11 protein-coding genes and 4 pseudogenes are annotated in these 15,456 nt (G+C 62.8%); 6 read left to right on the top strand and 9 right to left on the bottom strand.

The genetic code is table 11. From position 1 onward, the window contains the following. Positions 1–153: 153 nt before the first annotated feature. Positions 154–1,283 (top strand): annotated as a pseudogene (locus QMF22_RS16235) (IS30 family transposase). Between the two features lie 33 nt (positions 1,284–1,316). After that, positions 1,317–1,700, top strand: a pseudogene (locus QMF22_RS16240) (TraM recognition domain-containing protein); the annotation flags it as partial. 108 nt (positions 1,701–1,808) lie between these two features. Here QMF22_RS16240 and QMF22_RS16245 read toward each other — a convergent pair. From QMF22_RS16245 to QMF22_RS16280, 8 genes are all read right to left on the bottom strand, one after another. Then, positions 1,809–2,543: a VOC family protein gene (locus QMF22_RS16245; RefSeq protein WP_283455551.1), complete on the bottom strand. Its 735-nt coding sequence runs from the start codon at positions 2,541–2,543 to the stop codon at positions 1,809–1,811. A 427-nt stretch (positions 2,544–2,970) separates the two neighbouring features. Beyond that, entirely contained in the window at positions 2,971–3,861 is an 891-nt protein-coding gene (locus QMF22_RS16250) for an NAD(P)-dependent oxidoreductase (RefSeq protein WP_283455553.1), read from the bottom strand. Beyond that, the gene (locus tag QMF22_RS16255) at positions 3,858–4,508 is read right to left on the bottom strand and encodes a DAK2 domain-containing protein (protein ID WP_283455555.1); all 651 of its coding nucleotides are present in this window, start codon (positions 4,506–4,508) and stop codon (positions 3,858–3,860) included. The genes QMF22_RS16250 and QMF22_RS16255 overlap by 4 nt, the downstream gene beginning before the upstream one ends. A 7-nt stretch (positions 4,509–4,515) precedes the next feature. Then, the gene (locus QMF22_RS16260; protein ID WP_283455556.1) at positions 4,516–5,517 is read right to left on the bottom strand and encodes a dihydroxyacetone kinase subunit DhaK; all 1,002 of its coding nucleotides are present in this window, start codon (positions 5,515–5,517) and stop codon (positions 4,516–4,518) included. A 20-nt stretch (positions 5,518–5,537) separates the two neighbouring features. Continuing rightward, entirely contained in the window at positions 5,538–6,674 is a 1,137-nt protein-coding gene (locus tag QMF22_RS16265) for an ABC transporter permease (protein ID WP_283455558.1), read from the bottom strand. Next, positions 6,674–7,717: an ABC transporter permease gene (locus tag QMF22_RS16270; RefSeq protein WP_283455560.1), complete on the bottom strand. Its 1,044-nt coding sequence runs from the start codon at positions 7,715–7,717 to the stop codon at positions 6,674–6,676. Before QMF22_RS16270 ends, QMF22_RS16265 begins: the two co-directional genes overlap by 1 nt. Then, a complete protein-coding gene (locus tag QMF22_RS16275) occupies positions 7,717–9,231 on the bottom strand; it encodes a sugar ABC transporter ATP-binding protein (RefSeq protein WP_283455562.1) in 1,515 nt (504 codons plus the stop codon). Before QMF22_RS16275 ends, QMF22_RS16270 begins: the two co-directional genes overlap by 1 nt. Positions 9,232–9,301: 70 nt before the next feature. Then, positions 9,302–10,339 (bottom strand): autoinducer 2 ABC transporter substrate-binding protein, encoded by a 1,038-nt coding sequence (locus tag QMF22_RS16280; protein ID WP_283455564.1) that lies wholly within the window; start codon positions 10,337–10,339, stop codon positions 9,302–9,304. Positions 10,340–10,407: 68 nt separating this feature from the next. On the opposite strand from QMF22_RS16280, the gene QMF22_RS16285 reads away from it, so the two are divergent. The 3 genes and pseudogenes from QMF22_RS16285 to QMF22_RS16295 all read left to right on the top strand — a co-directional run bounded on the left by QMF22_RS16285 (position 10,408) and on the right by QMF22_RS16295 (position 13,036). Beyond that, entirely contained in the window at positions 10,408–11,388 is a 981-nt protein-coding gene (locus QMF22_RS16285; protein ID WP_283455567.1) for a DeoR/GlpR family DNA-binding transcription regulator, read from the top strand. Between the two features lie 655 nt (positions 11,389–12,043). Beyond that, complete coding sequence (locus QMF22_RS16290) at positions 12,044–12,466, top strand: single-stranded DNA-binding protein (RefSeq protein WP_283455569.1); 423 nt, start codon at positions 12,044–12,046, stop codon at positions 12,464–12,466. 7 nt (positions 12,467–12,473) lie between these two features. Then, positions 12,474–13,036 (top strand): annotated as a pseudogene (locus tag QMF22_RS16295) (hypothetical protein). Positions 13,037–13,139: 103 nt separating this feature from the next. Here the strand turns inward: QMF22_RS16295 and QMF22_RS16300 are convergent. Continuing rightward, positions 13,140–14,081 (bottom strand): endonuclease/exonuclease/phosphatase family protein, encoded by a 942-nt coding sequence (locus tag QMF22_RS16300; RefSeq protein WP_283455571.1) that lies wholly within the window; start codon positions 14,079–14,081, stop codon positions 13,140–13,142. A 558-nt stretch (positions 14,082–14,639) separates the two neighbouring features. Here QMF22_RS16300 and QMF22_RS16305 point away from each other — a divergent pair. Then, positions 14,640–15,162, top strand: a pseudogene (locus QMF22_RS16305) (hypothetical protein). Positions 15,163–15,456: the final 294 nt, after the last annotated feature.

Raw genomic sequence — 15,456 nt, forward strand, 5'->3', positions numbered from 1 at the left:
TCTTGGTTCATCGCTGTCAGCGCTCTTTGAAAAGTAGGCCAGTTTCGCTGACAGTTTCAAGCGGTCAATGCAAGGGTGTGGCCGTGAGGCCTCCTAATGTGCTTCGTAGGAGGAGTGAAAATGGGACGGAAACCAAAGCCGCCGGAGCAACGGATGGCATTCTTCACGGCACGTGCGTCGGGTACGTCGCTGCGAAAGTCTGCGGTGCTGGCCGGGATATCCAGGTCCACCGCCTGTCTGTGGCTCAAGCAATCGGGCGGAGTCCGGCCACGGGCGACGAAGCCGCGGTCGGCGTTGCGGTTATCGCTCGATGAGAGGGAGAGCATCTCGCGCGGACTCGCCGCGCAGCGGTCGCTGACGGCGATCGCTGCCGAGCTGGGCCGGTCGGTCTCAACCGTTTCACGCGAAGTACTGCGCAATAGCGGCTCAAGCGGCTACCGCGCGGCTCCGGCTGAACGTCTTGCTGTCGCTCGAACACGCCGGCCGCGACTGGGGAAACTCGCCCTCGACGATCGGCTGCGGGAGCACGTGGAATCCAAGCTCAATGTTTGCTGGTCCCCGCAACAGATCTCGAAGAGGATGCTCTCGGAGTTCCCCGATGACGAGCGAATGCGCGTCTCATACGAGACCATCTACACCTCGCTGTACGTGCAGGCACAGCCTGGTCTCAATGCCGAATTGACCGCCAAACTCCGCACCAAACGGCTGCGCCGACATTCGCAACGGTGCGTCTCCTGCGGTGGAATGAAGTCGCGGATACCCGACCTCGTTCCCCTGAATGATCGCCCGGCTGAGGCTGACGATCGACAGACTCCGGGGCACTGGGGGGTGACATGATCGTGGGGCGCTACAGCACCTCTCACATCGTGACTCTGGTCGAACGGCATAGTCGTCTGCTGATCGCCATACCCCTGCCACTTGATGCCAAGAGTGAAACGGTTATCGCGGCGCTTATCAATGCCTTCAAGACGTTGCCGGTGCCAATGTGCCGAGCGTTGACCTGGGACCGCGGTAACGGGATGGTCCGTCACGCAGACTTCACCGCAGCCACGGGGATCCCCGTCTTCTTCTGCGACGCGTACTCGCCGTGGCAGCGCGGCACCAACGAAAACACCAACGGTTTGATTCGCCAATACCTGCCCAAGAGCACCGATCTCAACCTGACCAACACCACGCGACTCGAGGAGATCGTGACCGAGCTCAACAACCGCCCACGCAGAGCATTGAAGTGGCAGACTCCTCATGAGGTCTTCAATGCCGCCGTTATTGCATTGACCGCTTGAAACTGTCAGCGCCAACGGACTACTTTTCAAAGAGCGTCGACAATCTGGGACTCCTCGATGGTCAAGATCGTGCTTGGGGGTGGGTCCAATTCTCGGGACCTGCATGATCTCTCGACTTTGATCGGTGACCGCGACGAGCAGACCGACTCGACGACGATCGGCGATCGCGGTTCACGCTCATCGCAGCGCTCCATCCGTCGGGTCCCGATCATGCCGCCCGACACGATCCGCACCCTACCCTTCGGCACCGGGCTGATTATGCTTCGCGCGGCACCGCCCATCATCGCAAGTCTGCAGATGTGGACCGCCCGCGTCGACGCCAAGGCGCTGCGCGCAAACCGCGAGGAAATCGAAGCGCTGATGCGGGTACCGACTCAGCATGTGCCCGCACCCGAGCCGGTCAACGAGCCGGACTGACGGCGAACTCGACGCTCGAAATTGCGTGCGCCGACGTTTACGTGCCAAAAATCTCATTTCTGAACTGGGGGCATCCGCTATACCTGCGTGACCCCGCCCACTGCGTGCTCACCCCGGAGTGAGAACGCAGAACTCGTTGCCCTCGGGATGAGTAAGAACTACCCACGGCACGTCGCCCTGCCCAATGTCTGCATCCATCGCTCCCAAGGCTCGCAGCCGAGCGACTTCAGCCGCGTGGTCGTCGTGTGGGTACGGTCGCAGGTCGAGGTGGACGCGGGTCCACACGGTGATGTCGGCTACGCGAACGAACTCCAGATATGGACCGACTCCCGCCGCCGACCGCAGCCGTGCAAAATCGTCGGTCACCTCATGGAGGGTCCAGTCCATAGCCGTGTTCCAGAACCGTGCCATCGCCCGCGGATCCGCGCAGCTGACGACTACTGCGGCGATCGGCCCGGTATCCGCGTAGATCGCTCGAGGCTCGAGCACGCAGAAGACGTTGCCCTCTGGGTCGGCCAGAACCGTCCACGACACGTCGCCCTGCCCGATATCAGCGGATGTTGCGCCCAGCGCCGTCAACCGCGCGACCAGTTCTGCTTGATGAGCCAAAGACGAGGTGGCTAGGTCGAGGTGTGCACGGTACTTGACCGTTTCGGGGTCTTTGGCTGTGACGACATCGACGCAGACAGCGGCCGGATCCGGCAGGACGATGCCGGGCGGTTCAACGTTGGTCACGCCGGGACCTTCGCTGGACACTCCCCAGCCGAGCGCATCCGCCCAAAACCGGCCGAGCGCCGAATCATCCCGCGCCTTGAAATTCACCTGCACCAGTCGAAGGGCCATAGCGCCCCAGCCTATTGGCCGGTCTCATTTGAGACCAGACCCTGCCCATGTCAATCTTCATTTGCCAGAGCTGCCGCGCTGGATGTCTCCCGTCGACTGCCGCCGCGAACGCCATGGTGCGGCAGGTGCACCTGAGTAGGTTGTTAGCGCATGAGCGCCGCCACCGACACACACCGCTTCGCAACACATCACGTTCGAGAGCTGTCATCCACTAGGTCTTGGGAGTGCTCCCGCCAAGTGCACGCCTCCCCTATTTATAGGAAGCACCGCGGCCGCACTGGTCCGGGCAAGCGGACGCCGCTCGGCGGCGTTCTTCCTGAATTGTGACCACGGGGAGTTGGCCTCGCAGGGTGCGAGAGCGACCAACCCGCTGGTTGAGCCGCGAGCTTGCAAGCGTGTCGAGACCCGGCGAGACCCCTCCAGGCACTCAGCTACTGGCGAGGGACACTCCCGATTCGTCGGCGAGCGCCTTGATGAGCGCGGAGGCGTTCTCCTCTCCCCAGCCGGCATCCATCGCGGCATTCACGTAGTGCGAGGCCGCCGTCACGGTGGGCACAGCCGCTCCGAGCCCGGAGGCGAAGTCCTGGATGAGCCCGACGTCCTTTTGCATGAGCTTCAGGGCGAACGACGGCGAGTAGTCATCGGCGAGCACGGCCGGGCCGACACCGTCGAAGATGGGCGAACGGAAGTCGGTCACCTCGAGCACCTGAAGAACCTTCTTCAGATCGAGCCCCGCCTTCGCTGCCAAGGAGAGCGACTCCCCCAGGGCCAGCAGCTGCGACGCCACGACGAGGTTGCCCACGAGTTTCATCCGCACGCCGGAACCGCCGGGACCCATGAGGTGCACGGTCTCACTGATGGGCTCGAAAACCTTCTTCGCGAGATCAAAAACCTCGGAATCTCCGCCGACCACGATCCACAGACCGCCGCTGTTCGCTTCCCCGCGCGAACCGAAGACGGGAGCGTCCAGAAAACGAACACCCTTCGCCTCATACGCTTCCCGCTCGGCGGCACTAGCCTCAGGGCTGATCGTGGAAAGGTCGATCACGATGGAGCTGCTGTCAACGACGGATGCGAGTCCCCCGGCTTCGAGCACAACCGAACGCACCGCTTCGTCATTGCTGAAGCAGTACATGACGACCTCTGCTCCGTCGACCGCTGCGGCCACGCTGGGCGCCGACGTCGCGCCAGCCGCGACGGCCTCCGCAACAGGGGCGTCTGAGCGGTTCCACACGGTGACGCTGTGGTCGGCCGCGAGCAGGTTTTTCACCATGCCGAGCCCCATGGTTCCGAGTCCGAGGAATGCGATCTGCGTCATTTTGTCTGCTCTCCTGTTGTAGTTGCGATTGCCGGTGTGTTCGTGGATTGCCAGGACTGAAGGAATCTGAGGAACGCCGTTGCCCCCGGGTCCTGAAGTCCGATGCTGCGTTCCTGCAGCCAAGAGGCTCGCCCGCGTCGGGACTGGAGTTCCTTCGACGCGATGACTCCGTTCTCGGCAGCAGTAATAGCTGAGCCGAGTGCGTCTTCCTCGGGCGCAGCGTTGAGCAGCGCTTCGGCCGCGGGGAACATCGCGTCAAGAATCGTCTTGTCGCCGACCTGGGATTTGCCTCGCTGGCTGATGGATTCCGCGGCAGCGAGCGCAAACTGCCCGATCTGCGCTCCGGCGATCGATTCGGCCTTGCCCCACACTCGCGAGCCAGCGAGCAGGGCGCCGGCCACGAGCGCGGCCATGGTCGACGGGTTCGCGTTCGCGAATGCCTTGGCACAGGCCAGCACGACCTCGGCGGGGGTGGCCCCGTCCGGAAGCACGGCCAGCGCCTCTTCGACGGCTGCGGCACCCAGCGACACCGTGATGCCCAGGTCGCCGTCTCCGAGGGCACGATCGAGTTCGCCCAGTTCGTCCGAGTGGGTGGTGAACTCGCGGAGGCAGTTGCGAACCGCGATGCTTAGTTCAATTCCGTTCATGGTTGACTCACGCTTCCTTGAAAAACGGTGATTCGGCGGGGGCATTGAGCAAAGCGAGGCGCTCGTCGTTCAGCGTCAGCAATGAGATGGATGCTCCAGCCATTTCGAGGCTCGTGGCGTACTCGCCGATGTAGTTCTTGTCGATCGAGATGCCCTGCTCGGCCAGCAGCTGGTGCACCCGCCGGAAGAGAAGGTAGAGCTCCTCGAGCGGCGTCGCGCCCATGCCGTTGACGAGCACGGCGACTCGGGCGCCGGAGGTGATGCCGAGGTCGGCCACCAGACGTTCTGTCAGCATCTCGGCAATGCGGTCTGCCGTCTCAACGGCGCCACGGTGGAATCCGGGTTCACCGTGAATGCCGATGCCCACCTCCATCTCGCCGTCACCAAGCTCGAAGCTCGCCTTGCCGGTGGTGGGCAGGATGGTTGGCGACAGGCCGATGCCCATCGTGGCGGTGTTGTCGATGATGTCTTCCGCAACGGCGGCGACCTGCGCCAGGGAGTCGCCGCGCTCGGCGGCTGCGCCAGCCGCTTTGAAAGCGAACATGATGCCCGCAACGCCGCGGCGGTCAGCGGATCGTTCCTTCGGCTGGCTGGCCACGTCGTCGCGCCCGACAGCCGACATGGTTTCGATGCCTTCGAGTTCGGCCATGTCGGTCGCGAGGTCGAAGTTGAAGACGTCGCCGCCGTAGTTGCCATACAGGTACAGCACCCCGGCCCCGCCGCTCACCGCTTTGGTCGCTTCCAAGACCTGGGCGGAGGAGGGAGACGAGAAGACGTTTCCGATGGCCACGCCATCGCACAGGCCGCGCCCAACATAGCCCTTGAAGAGGGGCAGGTGTCCCGATCCGCCGCCCGTGACGATGCCGACCTTGCCGGCGACGGGAGCATCCGCTCGCACCAGCACACGACGGTCAGGGCCGGGAGTCTTGAGCAGGGTGGGGTGGGCCAGCAGAATCCCCTCGACAAACTCGTCCACGAAGGCGCTGGGCTCATTGATTATTTTTTTCATTGTCTTGGTCCTTTTCCAGCTCAGGTTCGTACTAGGGCAGCGTCGGAAGTCGTCGTGTCGGCGCCGGGCGGCGCCTTCGTCTTCTTCGGCCGTTTAGTTCGTGTTGATGAAATCGAGTCGATGATCATGACCGTGATCAGGATCACGCCCTGGGCGATGGCGTACTCATACGACGAGAGTCGAATCGCGGTGAATCCGCTCGAGACGACCTGGAGCGTGAGTGTCGCGAGCACCACGCCGAAAACCGAGGCGAAGCCACCATTCGGATTTGTTCCCCCGAGAACGGCGATGACGATTACGAGCAGAACATAGGAAGACCCGTAGTCGGCGGATGCCGTGGGGTTGCGCGCCAGGAACAGCACTCCGGCGAGGCCCGCGAGCAGGCCACCCCCGGTATAGGTCTTCATGAGAACCGCGCGTCGTGGAATTGCCGAGTAGCGTGCCGCCACCGTGTTGGCGCCCTCGAGTTGAATCATGCGACCCAGGGCCGTGCGATTCACGAGCACGGCCACCAGAACGGCCGTGAAGACGAAGATGATGAACAGCAAGGGGATGTTGGCGACCGCCGCTTGACCGATTGCGCCGAGCATGGTCGGGGCCCCATAGAGGGTCGATCCGCCCGTCCAAACAATGGCGATTCCATTGTAGATCTGCATGGTCGCCAGAGTCGCCAGGATCGGCGTGATCCCAACGACGCTCACCAGGAATCCGTTGAAGGCCCCGCCTAGCATCCCGGCCACGATTCCAGCCAGTACGATGAGAAATCCGAGATTATCCGCCAGGCCAGGGTCGCTTGCGGCGACCGCCGTGTGCAACGTTGAGATCGTGATGGCCGAGAAATTGGCGATCGCAACCAGTGACAGGTCGATGCCGCCTGTAAGCATCACGAGCATCATGGCGATCGCGATGATGCCGATCTCGGGAGCAGCCACGGCGATGTTCTGGAGGTTGATCGGGCTCAAGAACACCCGCGGATTGAGAATCGTGAACAGAGCGACGGCCAAGAGTAGGGCAACGACCATGCGTCCCGCTCCGCGCTGCACGCCGGTGGGGCGGGCCACACGCCGCGTCCAGCTGCCCACCTGATCGTTGAATTGCCGAACCGGATGCGAGGTCGACGAGGGCGCTTCGTCGCGCCGCGGTGATTTCTGGCTCATCAGACCAACTCCTGTTCTTTCTTCAGGTCGGTGTCGAGATCTTGAATGACGCGCGTTCGTCGCGCATCCCGGTGAGCGGCGATGGCCTGGATTCCCACGCCGACGACGAGCAAGACGCCAACGGCGGTTCGCAGCCAGGCACTCGGCACTCCGACAAGCAGCAGGCTGTTCTTGATGACCTGCACGAGCAGCACGCCGAGCACGGTTCCCAGTACGGAACCACGGCCGCCGAAGATGGCGGCACCACCAAGAATGACCGCAGCAATGATGTCGAGCTCACCGCCGACGAGGTCGCGTGGGTTGGCGCTTCGGCTCAGCACGATGTGGATGACTCCGGCGATTGCGGCCAGGGCGCCGACGAGCATGTATACAGAAACCTGCGTGCGTTGCACCTGGAATCCGGCTCGTCGCGCAGCCTCGATGTCACCGCCGATGGCGTACAGGGAGCGGCCGAACATGGTGCGCTTCAAGACCCACCCCACGGCCAGGCAGAGGAGGATTACCGGAACGACCAGCACGTGCAGGTACGCCCGGCCGGTGTCTGTAGTGACGTCAAAAAGGTTGCTCGTGGCGAGCGCTGCCATCGACCCCGGCAGGTCCGCGAAGTACGTGGCACCCACGTAGGTGTACATCGCTCCGAAGAACACGCCCTGGGTGCCGAGCGTCACGATCAGCGTGGGCAAATTGAATCGGGCGATGACAATTCCGTTGATGAAGCCGAGGGCAACTCCCACGCCGATCGCGATCGCGAAGATACCCGGCAGGCCCGGATCGAACCCGGCAGTGAGGCAGAAACTGACGGTCGAGTAGCCGGCGAAGATGGCGATCGCCGCGAACGACACATCGATCCCACCCGTGATCACGACGATGAGCACGCCGAGAGCGAAGATCACCGGCACGATGGAGCTTCGAAGAATCGAGAACCCGGTGTTGAGGGTGAAGAAGGTGGGATTGGCAATGGACATCGCCACGATGAGCCCGAGCAACACGAGGGCGAGCACGCCCTCGTTGTTGGTGCCTCGCAGTCTGCGCAATACGTCCATCAGGCCGACATCCGTTCTTGAATCGTGTCCACTGAGATCTGGTCTCCCTCGAGTACGTGCGTCAGTCGGCCGTTCTTGATGACCAGCACCCGGTGACACGCGGCAACGAGTTCGGGGGCATCGTCGGAAATGATGATCACCGACATCCCCTTGGCCGCTTCGACGCGGAGCAACTCGAGAATTTCTTCCTTGGAACCGATGTCAACGCCCACCGTGGGGCCATTGAGCATGAGCACGGTCGGCTCCGTCGCCAACCATTTCGCGAGAACGACGCGTTGGGCGTTTCCGCCCGACAGCGTGCGAACCGGGGCATCCGCGTTTCGCGCGTTAATTTTGAGGCCAACGAAGAAGCGCTTGATCGTGGCTGCGGTCTGCGTTCGGCTCAGCATGCCCCAGCGGGTGCGGTGGGATTGCAGAGAGGCGGCGACGATGTTGTCGGCGATTGACTTGTCCAGAAACAGACCCTGGGAGAGACGGTCTTCGGGCACGTATCCGAGTCCGGCCGCGACGGCGTCCTGAATCGAGCGAATGGCCACGACCTCACCGGCGACCCTGATCTGACCCTCGTCCGCAACTTCGACGCCGAAGAGCGACTCGGCAATTTCCGTGCGCCCGGAGCCCAGCAGGCCGGTCACGCCTAGAATTTCGCCCTTGTGGAGCCCGAAAGAGATGTCTCGGTAGGCACCTGCCAGAGAGAGGTTGGTCACCTCGAGTGCGAGGGGCGCGTTCACATCCAACTCACTGACCACGCGGGAGTCGTCGACTTCCCGCCCCGTCATGTAGCTCGAAATGGAACGCTGGTCGAAGTCGGCTGTCGGCCCGCTTACAACCTGTCGGCCCGAGCGCATGATGGTGAGCCGCTGGGAGATGGCGAGCACCTCTTCGAGCTTGTGCGACACGAACATCAGGGCAACTCCCCGTGTTCGCAGGCGCTCGACGAGCGCGAAGAGTCGGCTGACTTCGGTGTGCGTGAGGGCCGTCGTGGGCTCATCCATGATTATGGCCCTGGCATCGTTGACCAGGGCGCGGCAGATCGCTGTCAGTTGTTTGTCGGCAACGGAGAGGGTGCCCACTTCGCGATCGAGATCCAGATCGATGTCCAGTTCCTGCAGGATGGCCTCGGCTCGTGGCCGAATCGATGCCGGCGCGTAGAGACGTCGCCCCACAGCCACCTCGGCCGTAAGCACGATGTTCTCGGCCACCGTCAGGTTGGGAAAGAGCGAGAAGTCCTGGTAGATCACCTGGATGCCGCCCTGAATGGCAGCGTGCGCGTTGATCTGGGCGAAGGAGACGCCGTCGATGATGATCTCCCCCGAGTCCGGGCGTTCCGCACCCGAGATGATCTTGATCAGGGTCGACTTGCCACAGCCGTTCTCACCGGCGAGGCAGTGCACTTCGCCAGGGATGAGATCGATGGAAACGTCGGCCAATGCGGGGACTCCACCGAAATTCTTGTTGATTCCGCGGGCCGACACGAAAGGCGCCGGCGGCGAAGAAGCGGTTGGGGAATTCACAGAAGTACCTTTCTCACGAAACAACCGGGGCGCGCATACAGCGGATGCGCGCCCCGTCGACGTCGGACTGCTAGAAGTCGTACTTGGCAGCAGTCTCAGCGTCAGCGGCCACCGAAGCGGCGCCGACGAAGACGTTGTCGTAGCCGTCGAGCTTCTTCAGCGAGTTGTAGCCGTCGATGCCGAGGTCGGTACCCGCTTCGATGGTGCCGCCGTCGGCCAAGATCTGTGCGATCGCCAGCTGGGCCTCACCGGCGAGTGCCGGGTCCCAGAAGAAGATCTTGTCGATCGAGCCGTCGGCCAGGTACTGGTTCGCAACGGAGGGGATGGAGGTTCCCATCACGCAGACCTGGTCTTCGAGGCCGGCTTCCTGCACGGCACGGGCGATTCCGGGAACGTCGTTTCCGGCTGAGCCCTGGAAGCCGGCGATGTTCGGGTACTTGGCCAGCACTTCCTTGGCGCGCTCGTAAGCGGTGCCCTGGTCATCCGTGCTTTCGATGGGTGTTTCCACGCGCGTCATGTCGGGAAAGTTGGCCATTTGGTTGTCGTAGGCCGCGCCGACCCATTCCATGTGCGTCTGGGCCGTGAGGCCACCGACGAACTGTACGTACTCGCCGGTTCCGCCCATGCACTCACCGAGGTTGTCCATGATCTCGGAGCCGTAAGAGGCGTTGTCGAAGGCCTCGATGTCGATGTCGACGTTCTCAATTCCGGTTGCTTCGTGGGAGACAACGATGATGCCCTGGTCCCGCGCCTGCTTGAGCACCGAGGAGAGCGCTTCGGGCGAGTTGGGGACCACGGTGATGGCGGTCGGCTGCTGGGCGATGAGGTCCTGCACGATCTGTACCTGCTTTTCCGGGCTGACGTCATCTGCGCCCTCCTGGCGGGCGTCGATACCGGTGCGGTCGGCGAAGGACTTCACGCCGACCTCCATGCGCTGGAACCACGGGATGGTCTGCGCCTTGACGACGGTCACCATGACCATGTTCTCGGGAGACTCGGAGGCGTTCGTGTCACCGCCGCCGACGCTGCCCACAGAAGAGCAGCCGGACAGAGCGATGGCCGCTCCTACGAATAGTACGGCGCCCCGAAGGGCATGCTTGTGGTTCATTCGTTAACTCCTTTGTGAACGCTTCGTGACTCGGTCACGATCGAGGCGGCTCGTCTGTGATGCGCGCTATGGAGGAATTTATCCCCAATCCGCACGATCTGTCAAGCGATAATGAGCACAAATTGCGCAGTTTCACGCATTTGACGCACACTGTGGCCATCAAGGCGCTTCGTCAGCCGCCCAAAGCTTTGTGCCTGCGCGTTTTCACAGAGCCAGTGCGCGTTTTCACGCAGAATGCTTTACTTTCACCGGACTGCGCGGATAGCATCCATAGGAAGAGATCCACAGGAGGTACACGCGTGTCCAGACAGACAGAAATAGCTGAGATCCTCAGAACGCACGGCTTCCAGTCGGTCAACAGCCTCGCCAAGCGCTTCGCGGTGACCACGTCCACGATTCGGCGTGACCTGGAACGGCTCGAAGCGATGAGTCTCATTCAGCGCACCCACGGCGGTGCTGTCCCCGTTGCGCCCGTTGAATCTCCCGCCCCTGTCGCGGATGAGTTGCACATCGCGGAGAAGCGAGCAATAGGCCAGGCCATGGCCGATCGCATTCTCGATGGCCAGATCGTGCTGCTGGACGGAGGCACGACGACGCTTGAGGTCGCCCGCCATCTCACGAAACGGCGACTCACAGTGGTGACGAACGACCTCCGGGTTGCCGTGGAGATTGCTCAGCGGCGGTCGGCGCATCTCGTGTTCATCGGCGGGGAGCTTCTGCCCGATGTCTACACGATGTGGGGGCCAGCATCCGTCATGCAACTGTCGAACCTGCGAGTGGACGTGGCTGTATTCGGCGCGGACACGGTGTGTGACGACGGTCTGTACCACACAAGCAGTTACGAAGTTGAGTTGAAAAGGTTGATGCGATCCATCGCAAAGGAGGCCTTCTTCGTGGCCGACAGCTCCAAATTCGGTCGCGAGGCGCTGTTCAAGGTTCTCGAGGTGAATGACTTCACGGCTGGGATCACCGACAACCTTCTCGACCCCCTGCGCGCATCCCAATTCCCGATCCCCCTCATTCAGGTAGGAAAAAACCGCTCCGCTTAGCCGCCTCGACTCTCATGTGCTCGAGACCCAACTTTTGCCAGCAACGTCTTCTCGGCACGGTTCCCCGGGGCGGGAGCGCGACCACTCCGCTGGCCCCGCCGCGAGCTTGCGAGCGTGCCGAAACCTGGTGCAACGGAGTACGAGACCCTGCCCCGGCCGGCATCCGCAAATCGTTTAACCGGGTTTCGACACGGGCGCGAAAAGCGTGCGCCCGGCTCAACCAGCGGGTGGCGGCGGGAGCGCGGGCTCTCCGCTTGCCCCGCCGCGAGCTTGCGAGCGTGCCGAAACCTGGTGAAACGGAGTACGAGACCCTGCCCCGGCCGGCATCCGCAGATTGTCCCACCGGGTTTCGACACGGGCGCGAAAAGCGTGCGCCCGGCTGAACCAGCGGAAGGGGGGATAGAGCCTGGCCGTCAGGGCAGGGGCGGGTGGGCTCGCCGACGTAGTCGGCCAGGAGGGGAGGGGGATGGGGCCCTTGATGCGGCGCCCTCCGCGGCGCTTTTCCCAGTCGTGCCCATGCCCATCTTCAGGAACCAGAGCCGCCGCGCTGGCTGTCTCCCGTCGAATGCCGGCACGAACGCCATGGTGCGGCAGGTGCACCTCCTAGCGAGCGCGGACCACGACGGTCTGCCCAGATCACAGGAGGCAAGGTCCCATGGCATTTCACACCCAGCAATCACTCTCGGGCTTCATCTCTTCCGATCCGCAACGAACACTCACCGAGAACGGCGACACCCGCTTCTACGTGCGTGTCGGCCAGCCGCACTTTCTCCGCGAAAACAGCGGCAATTTCACCGCACTGGAGCCGACCTTCCACGACCTCGTCGCGTACCGAGCCACCGCCGAACGAGCTCTTACCCGCTTCGCCAAAGGCGACAGTTTTGTCGCCGAAGGATACGTGCGCACCTTCCAGGTCGAACGCGACGGCGAAGCCATCCACCGCGACGAGTTCGTCGCCAAGAAGATCGGCCACGACCTCGCACGCACCACCTATCAAGTCGACCGCACCCATCGCACAGCTTCGGACATCGAGGTCGAGCACGAGGCGGAAGCTGCTCACACCGGCTCGAGGCGGTGAACCAGCAATGTCGGAGTCACTCGTCGAATGGACATCCGGCGATCACGACGATGCCTTCCGAGAGGCCTCCTTGGACGACCTCGACTCACACATGGCGGAGCCGCCGCATCCGATCAACTGGAACCTGCTCAGCGCCGACGACGCCGAGGCCGAATGGATCGAACTCAACCGCTGGGTGAACTGGCTACGCCGCACCTACGGGCTGCCCGCATCCGTCGTGCCACCCTTCTGGCACCAACACCCCGAACTTGTCTGGGAACTCTCCGCCCTGCACCTGCACTGGCTCGGCGCCTACGACCCCGACCAGCACGGCTCAGCGCCGCTCGGCTGGCACCGAGACTTCGCGGATGCCCGCCAGCGGCTGCGCGACTGGGTCGCGATCTCAGGGACGCGGCTGGAGCGGGACCGGGCGACACGGCAGACGGCTTGGCCAGGAGAACCACCCCCGACACGGTCGAAGACGTGGTCATCGGCGATCGCGACGAGGACTTCGTGCAGTTCGTCATCGACGACGTCGCCAGACGGCGCGAGGCGGAGGGCGCGCTTTATGCACGCGCTGACTCCGCTTGATCCATCGACTCGTCGCTGACAGTCTCCACTCGATCGACGAGTTAGTACCCAGATGGGTTCACCTGCCCGCACCGCCCGCAGAGGTAGCAATGACAGGAATAGCTCACTGAGTGAGTTGGAACTCCGCCCACAACGGATAGTGGTCCGAGATTCGCCAAGACACCTCCGCACGTGTCAGGCCGCCGAGCACGTGCGGCACAAAATCGAACGAACCGGCACGCAGCGCGTACGTTAGGGAGGTCAGCAAGGATTTTCCGTCAGGTTCGGAGAACCATGCGATCTGGTCGTAAAAGTGCTTCGACGAGTCATTGTCGAACACCGTCCGTGGAATGTCGTTCAATTCAGCCGGAGGCCACAACCCGGTCGACACAAATGCTTCAAACAGTGGGTCCCCGATGCGGTCAAGGTTGAAGTCACCCAGCACCAGGAGGTTCTGGTTCCAATTGTCGCTCCGGTCCGCCCAGGCACGCATCCACTCTGCGAACGCCGTGATCTCCGGCAGCCGCGCACTCGGATCAGCGCCCCAGATGACGTGCAGCGTGGTCAACGTGAACTCCGCGGATCCACGCACGAAGCTGGCGGCGTACGGGGTGCGGGCGAACTGTTCGGCGGGCCCCTTAACCGTCGCCGGCATAACGATTTCCCCCACCAGCCCCGACGGCTGCACCCGAGTGGAGTCATAGAGAAATGTCAACCGTTCCCCGTTGCCTGGCCCGCCCTCAGTGACGTCGGAGACGATCACCCGCCACTCGTCGCCGAGCTGCTCGAGCAGAAAGTGCAGGGCGGTCGTGTTGCGACGCACTTCTTGAATAGCGATCACGTCAAAGCGTGCCACGACTTGAGCAATGCACGCGATGGAGTACCAGTCCCGCTTAGGAGAGTCCCCCGGTTGGGAGCGCCATTTGGCCGTTAGATCCCCGAACGCCCGAAGATTCCACGTCGCGATCAGGAGATCAGACGGGTCCTTCGGCGGTACCACCTCAGCCAACGCCGCTCTGAAAGCGACCGTGTTTTCAGCCACGTCGGGCGGCATTTTGGTCGTCATGATCTATAAAAGCACAACCGCACATGCAGTGGAATAACCTAACGCAAACGTCTTTCCACACGCGCCGGGACGCGACCCGCCCCAGACAGTAACTAGCCTGACACATGGGTTCTGCCTACATACCGTCGAGCACCCTTGCCGGCGCCTCGGGTCGAAATTGGCCAGTTCGGCAGTTTGTTTCCGGTCATCAGCTACTGTGCGAGTGGTCGCCCGCTAATCAAGCCCAGCACGATGCCCCACAAACCATGATCACCCAAAACACAGATGCTGCTCAAACGGGTCCGGCCGATCACGGGAACCCCGTCTGATGTCACTGATTGCGCGCCCACCCACACGTTCCTCATGCTGGACCAGTCGACCTTGGTCACAACCTCGCGCGCACGAACCAAGAGGTGGCCGGGCTCAGCGCTGGGCTCCGCGCACGGAAAGGAGTGCGGCTGCACCACAGTACGCAATTGTGCACGAGGCAGAAGTTGCTCACACCGGTATCCGTTCTCGGGATGTGTCGGTTGCAATGGCAGCGTCCTTGGGCGGGTAGGCCTCCGGCGATAACGATTAATCGCTCGGACAGAATCAGTGGACGACCTAGACGAGCCACTCATTACGGAGCCACCGCATCCCATTGATGGGAACCTAGTCAGTGCCGCCGACACAGAGGCCGAATAGCTCGAATTCAACCGGTGGGCGAACTGGCTGCGACGCACCTACGGGCTGCTGGCATCCGTTGTGCCGCCGTTCTGGCATGGACACCCCGAACTCGTCTGGGAACTCTCCGCACTGCACCTGCACTGGCTCGGCGCCTACGCCCCCGACCAGAACGGCTCAGCCCCGCCCGGCTGGCACCGAGATTTTGCGGATGCCCGCCCAGCGGCTTCGCGACTGGGTCGCGATCTCGGGCACACGTCTGAAACGCGACCGGCCGACTCGGCAGATTTCATGGCCAGGTGAACCGCCCACCAATGCCGTGGAAGACGTGGTCATCGGCGATCGTGACGAGGACTTCGTGCAGTTCGTCGTCGACGATGTCGCGCGTCGCCGCGATGCCGAGGCATCGCTCTACTCTCGCGGTGAATCTAATTGATATCGCCAAACCTTGGCGCTTACGAAGGGCGCAAAAGGCCCCGCGTCGCTGTCGCAGTTGACGCACCTGAGCGCGACTGTTCAAAGGGCAGGGTAAAACGCGACACTCTAGGGCTCGTGACGCGCAGAACCCAGTACTCGTGTGGATGTTCCCGCTCAGCGTCCGTCTCCCTACGTGTCAGGGTTGGGTGAGGCCAGTAGCTAAGAGCAAGTCCGCCGTGTGACGTAGGGCGAGAATCAGGAATCATCACCATGTCCAGCCCGTCTTTGATCGCCGTGCGCGACGATAGTCATA

The organism is Cryobacterium sp. PH31-L1 (genome assembly GCF_030063145.1).
Lineage (GTDB): Bacteria > Actinomycetota > Actinomycetes > Actinomycetales > Microbacteriaceae > Cryobacterium.

Bases quoted from the DNA above. Each gene is read 5' to 3' on its own strand.
- QMF22_RS16280 (WP_283455564.1), bottom strand. From the start codon at position 10,339: ATGAACCACAAGCATGCCCTTCGGGGCGCCGTACTATTCGTAGGAGCG.
- QMF22_RS16290 (WP_283455569.1), top strand. From the start codon at position 12,044: ATGGCATTTCACACCCAGCAATCACTCTCGGGCTTCATCTCTTCCGAT.
- QMF22_RS16265 (WP_283455558.1), bottom strand. From the start codon at position 6,674: ATGAGCCAGAAATCACCGCGGCGCGACGAAGCGCCCTCGTCGACCTCG.
- QMF22_RS16300 (WP_283455571.1), bottom strand. From the start codon at position 14,081: ATGACGACCAAAATGCCGCCCGACGTGGCTGAAAACACGGTCGCTTTC.
- QMF22_RS16250 (WP_283455553.1), bottom strand. From the start codon at position 3,861: ATGACGCAGATCGCATTCCTCGGACTCGGAACCATGGGGCTCGGCATG.
- QMF22_RS16255 (WP_283455555.1), bottom strand. From the start codon at position 4,508: ATGAACGGAATTGAACTAAGCATCGCGGTTCGCAACTGCCTCCGCGAG.
- QMF22_RS16270 (WP_283455560.1), bottom strand. From the start codon at position 7,717: ATGGACGTATTGCGCAGACTGCGAGGCACCAACAACGAGGGCGTGCTC.
- QMF22_RS16285 (WP_283455567.1), top strand. From the start codon at position 10,408: ATGGAGGAATTTATCCCCAATCCGCACGATCTGTCAAGCGATAATGAG.
- QMF22_RS16245 (WP_283455551.1), bottom strand. From the start codon at position 2,543: ATGGCCCTTCGACTGGTGCAGGTGAATTTCAAGGCGCGGGATGATTCG.
- QMF22_RS16260 (WP_283455556.1), bottom strand. From the start codon at position 5,517: ATGAAAAAAATAATCAATGAGCCCAGCGCCTTCGTGGACGAGTTTGTC.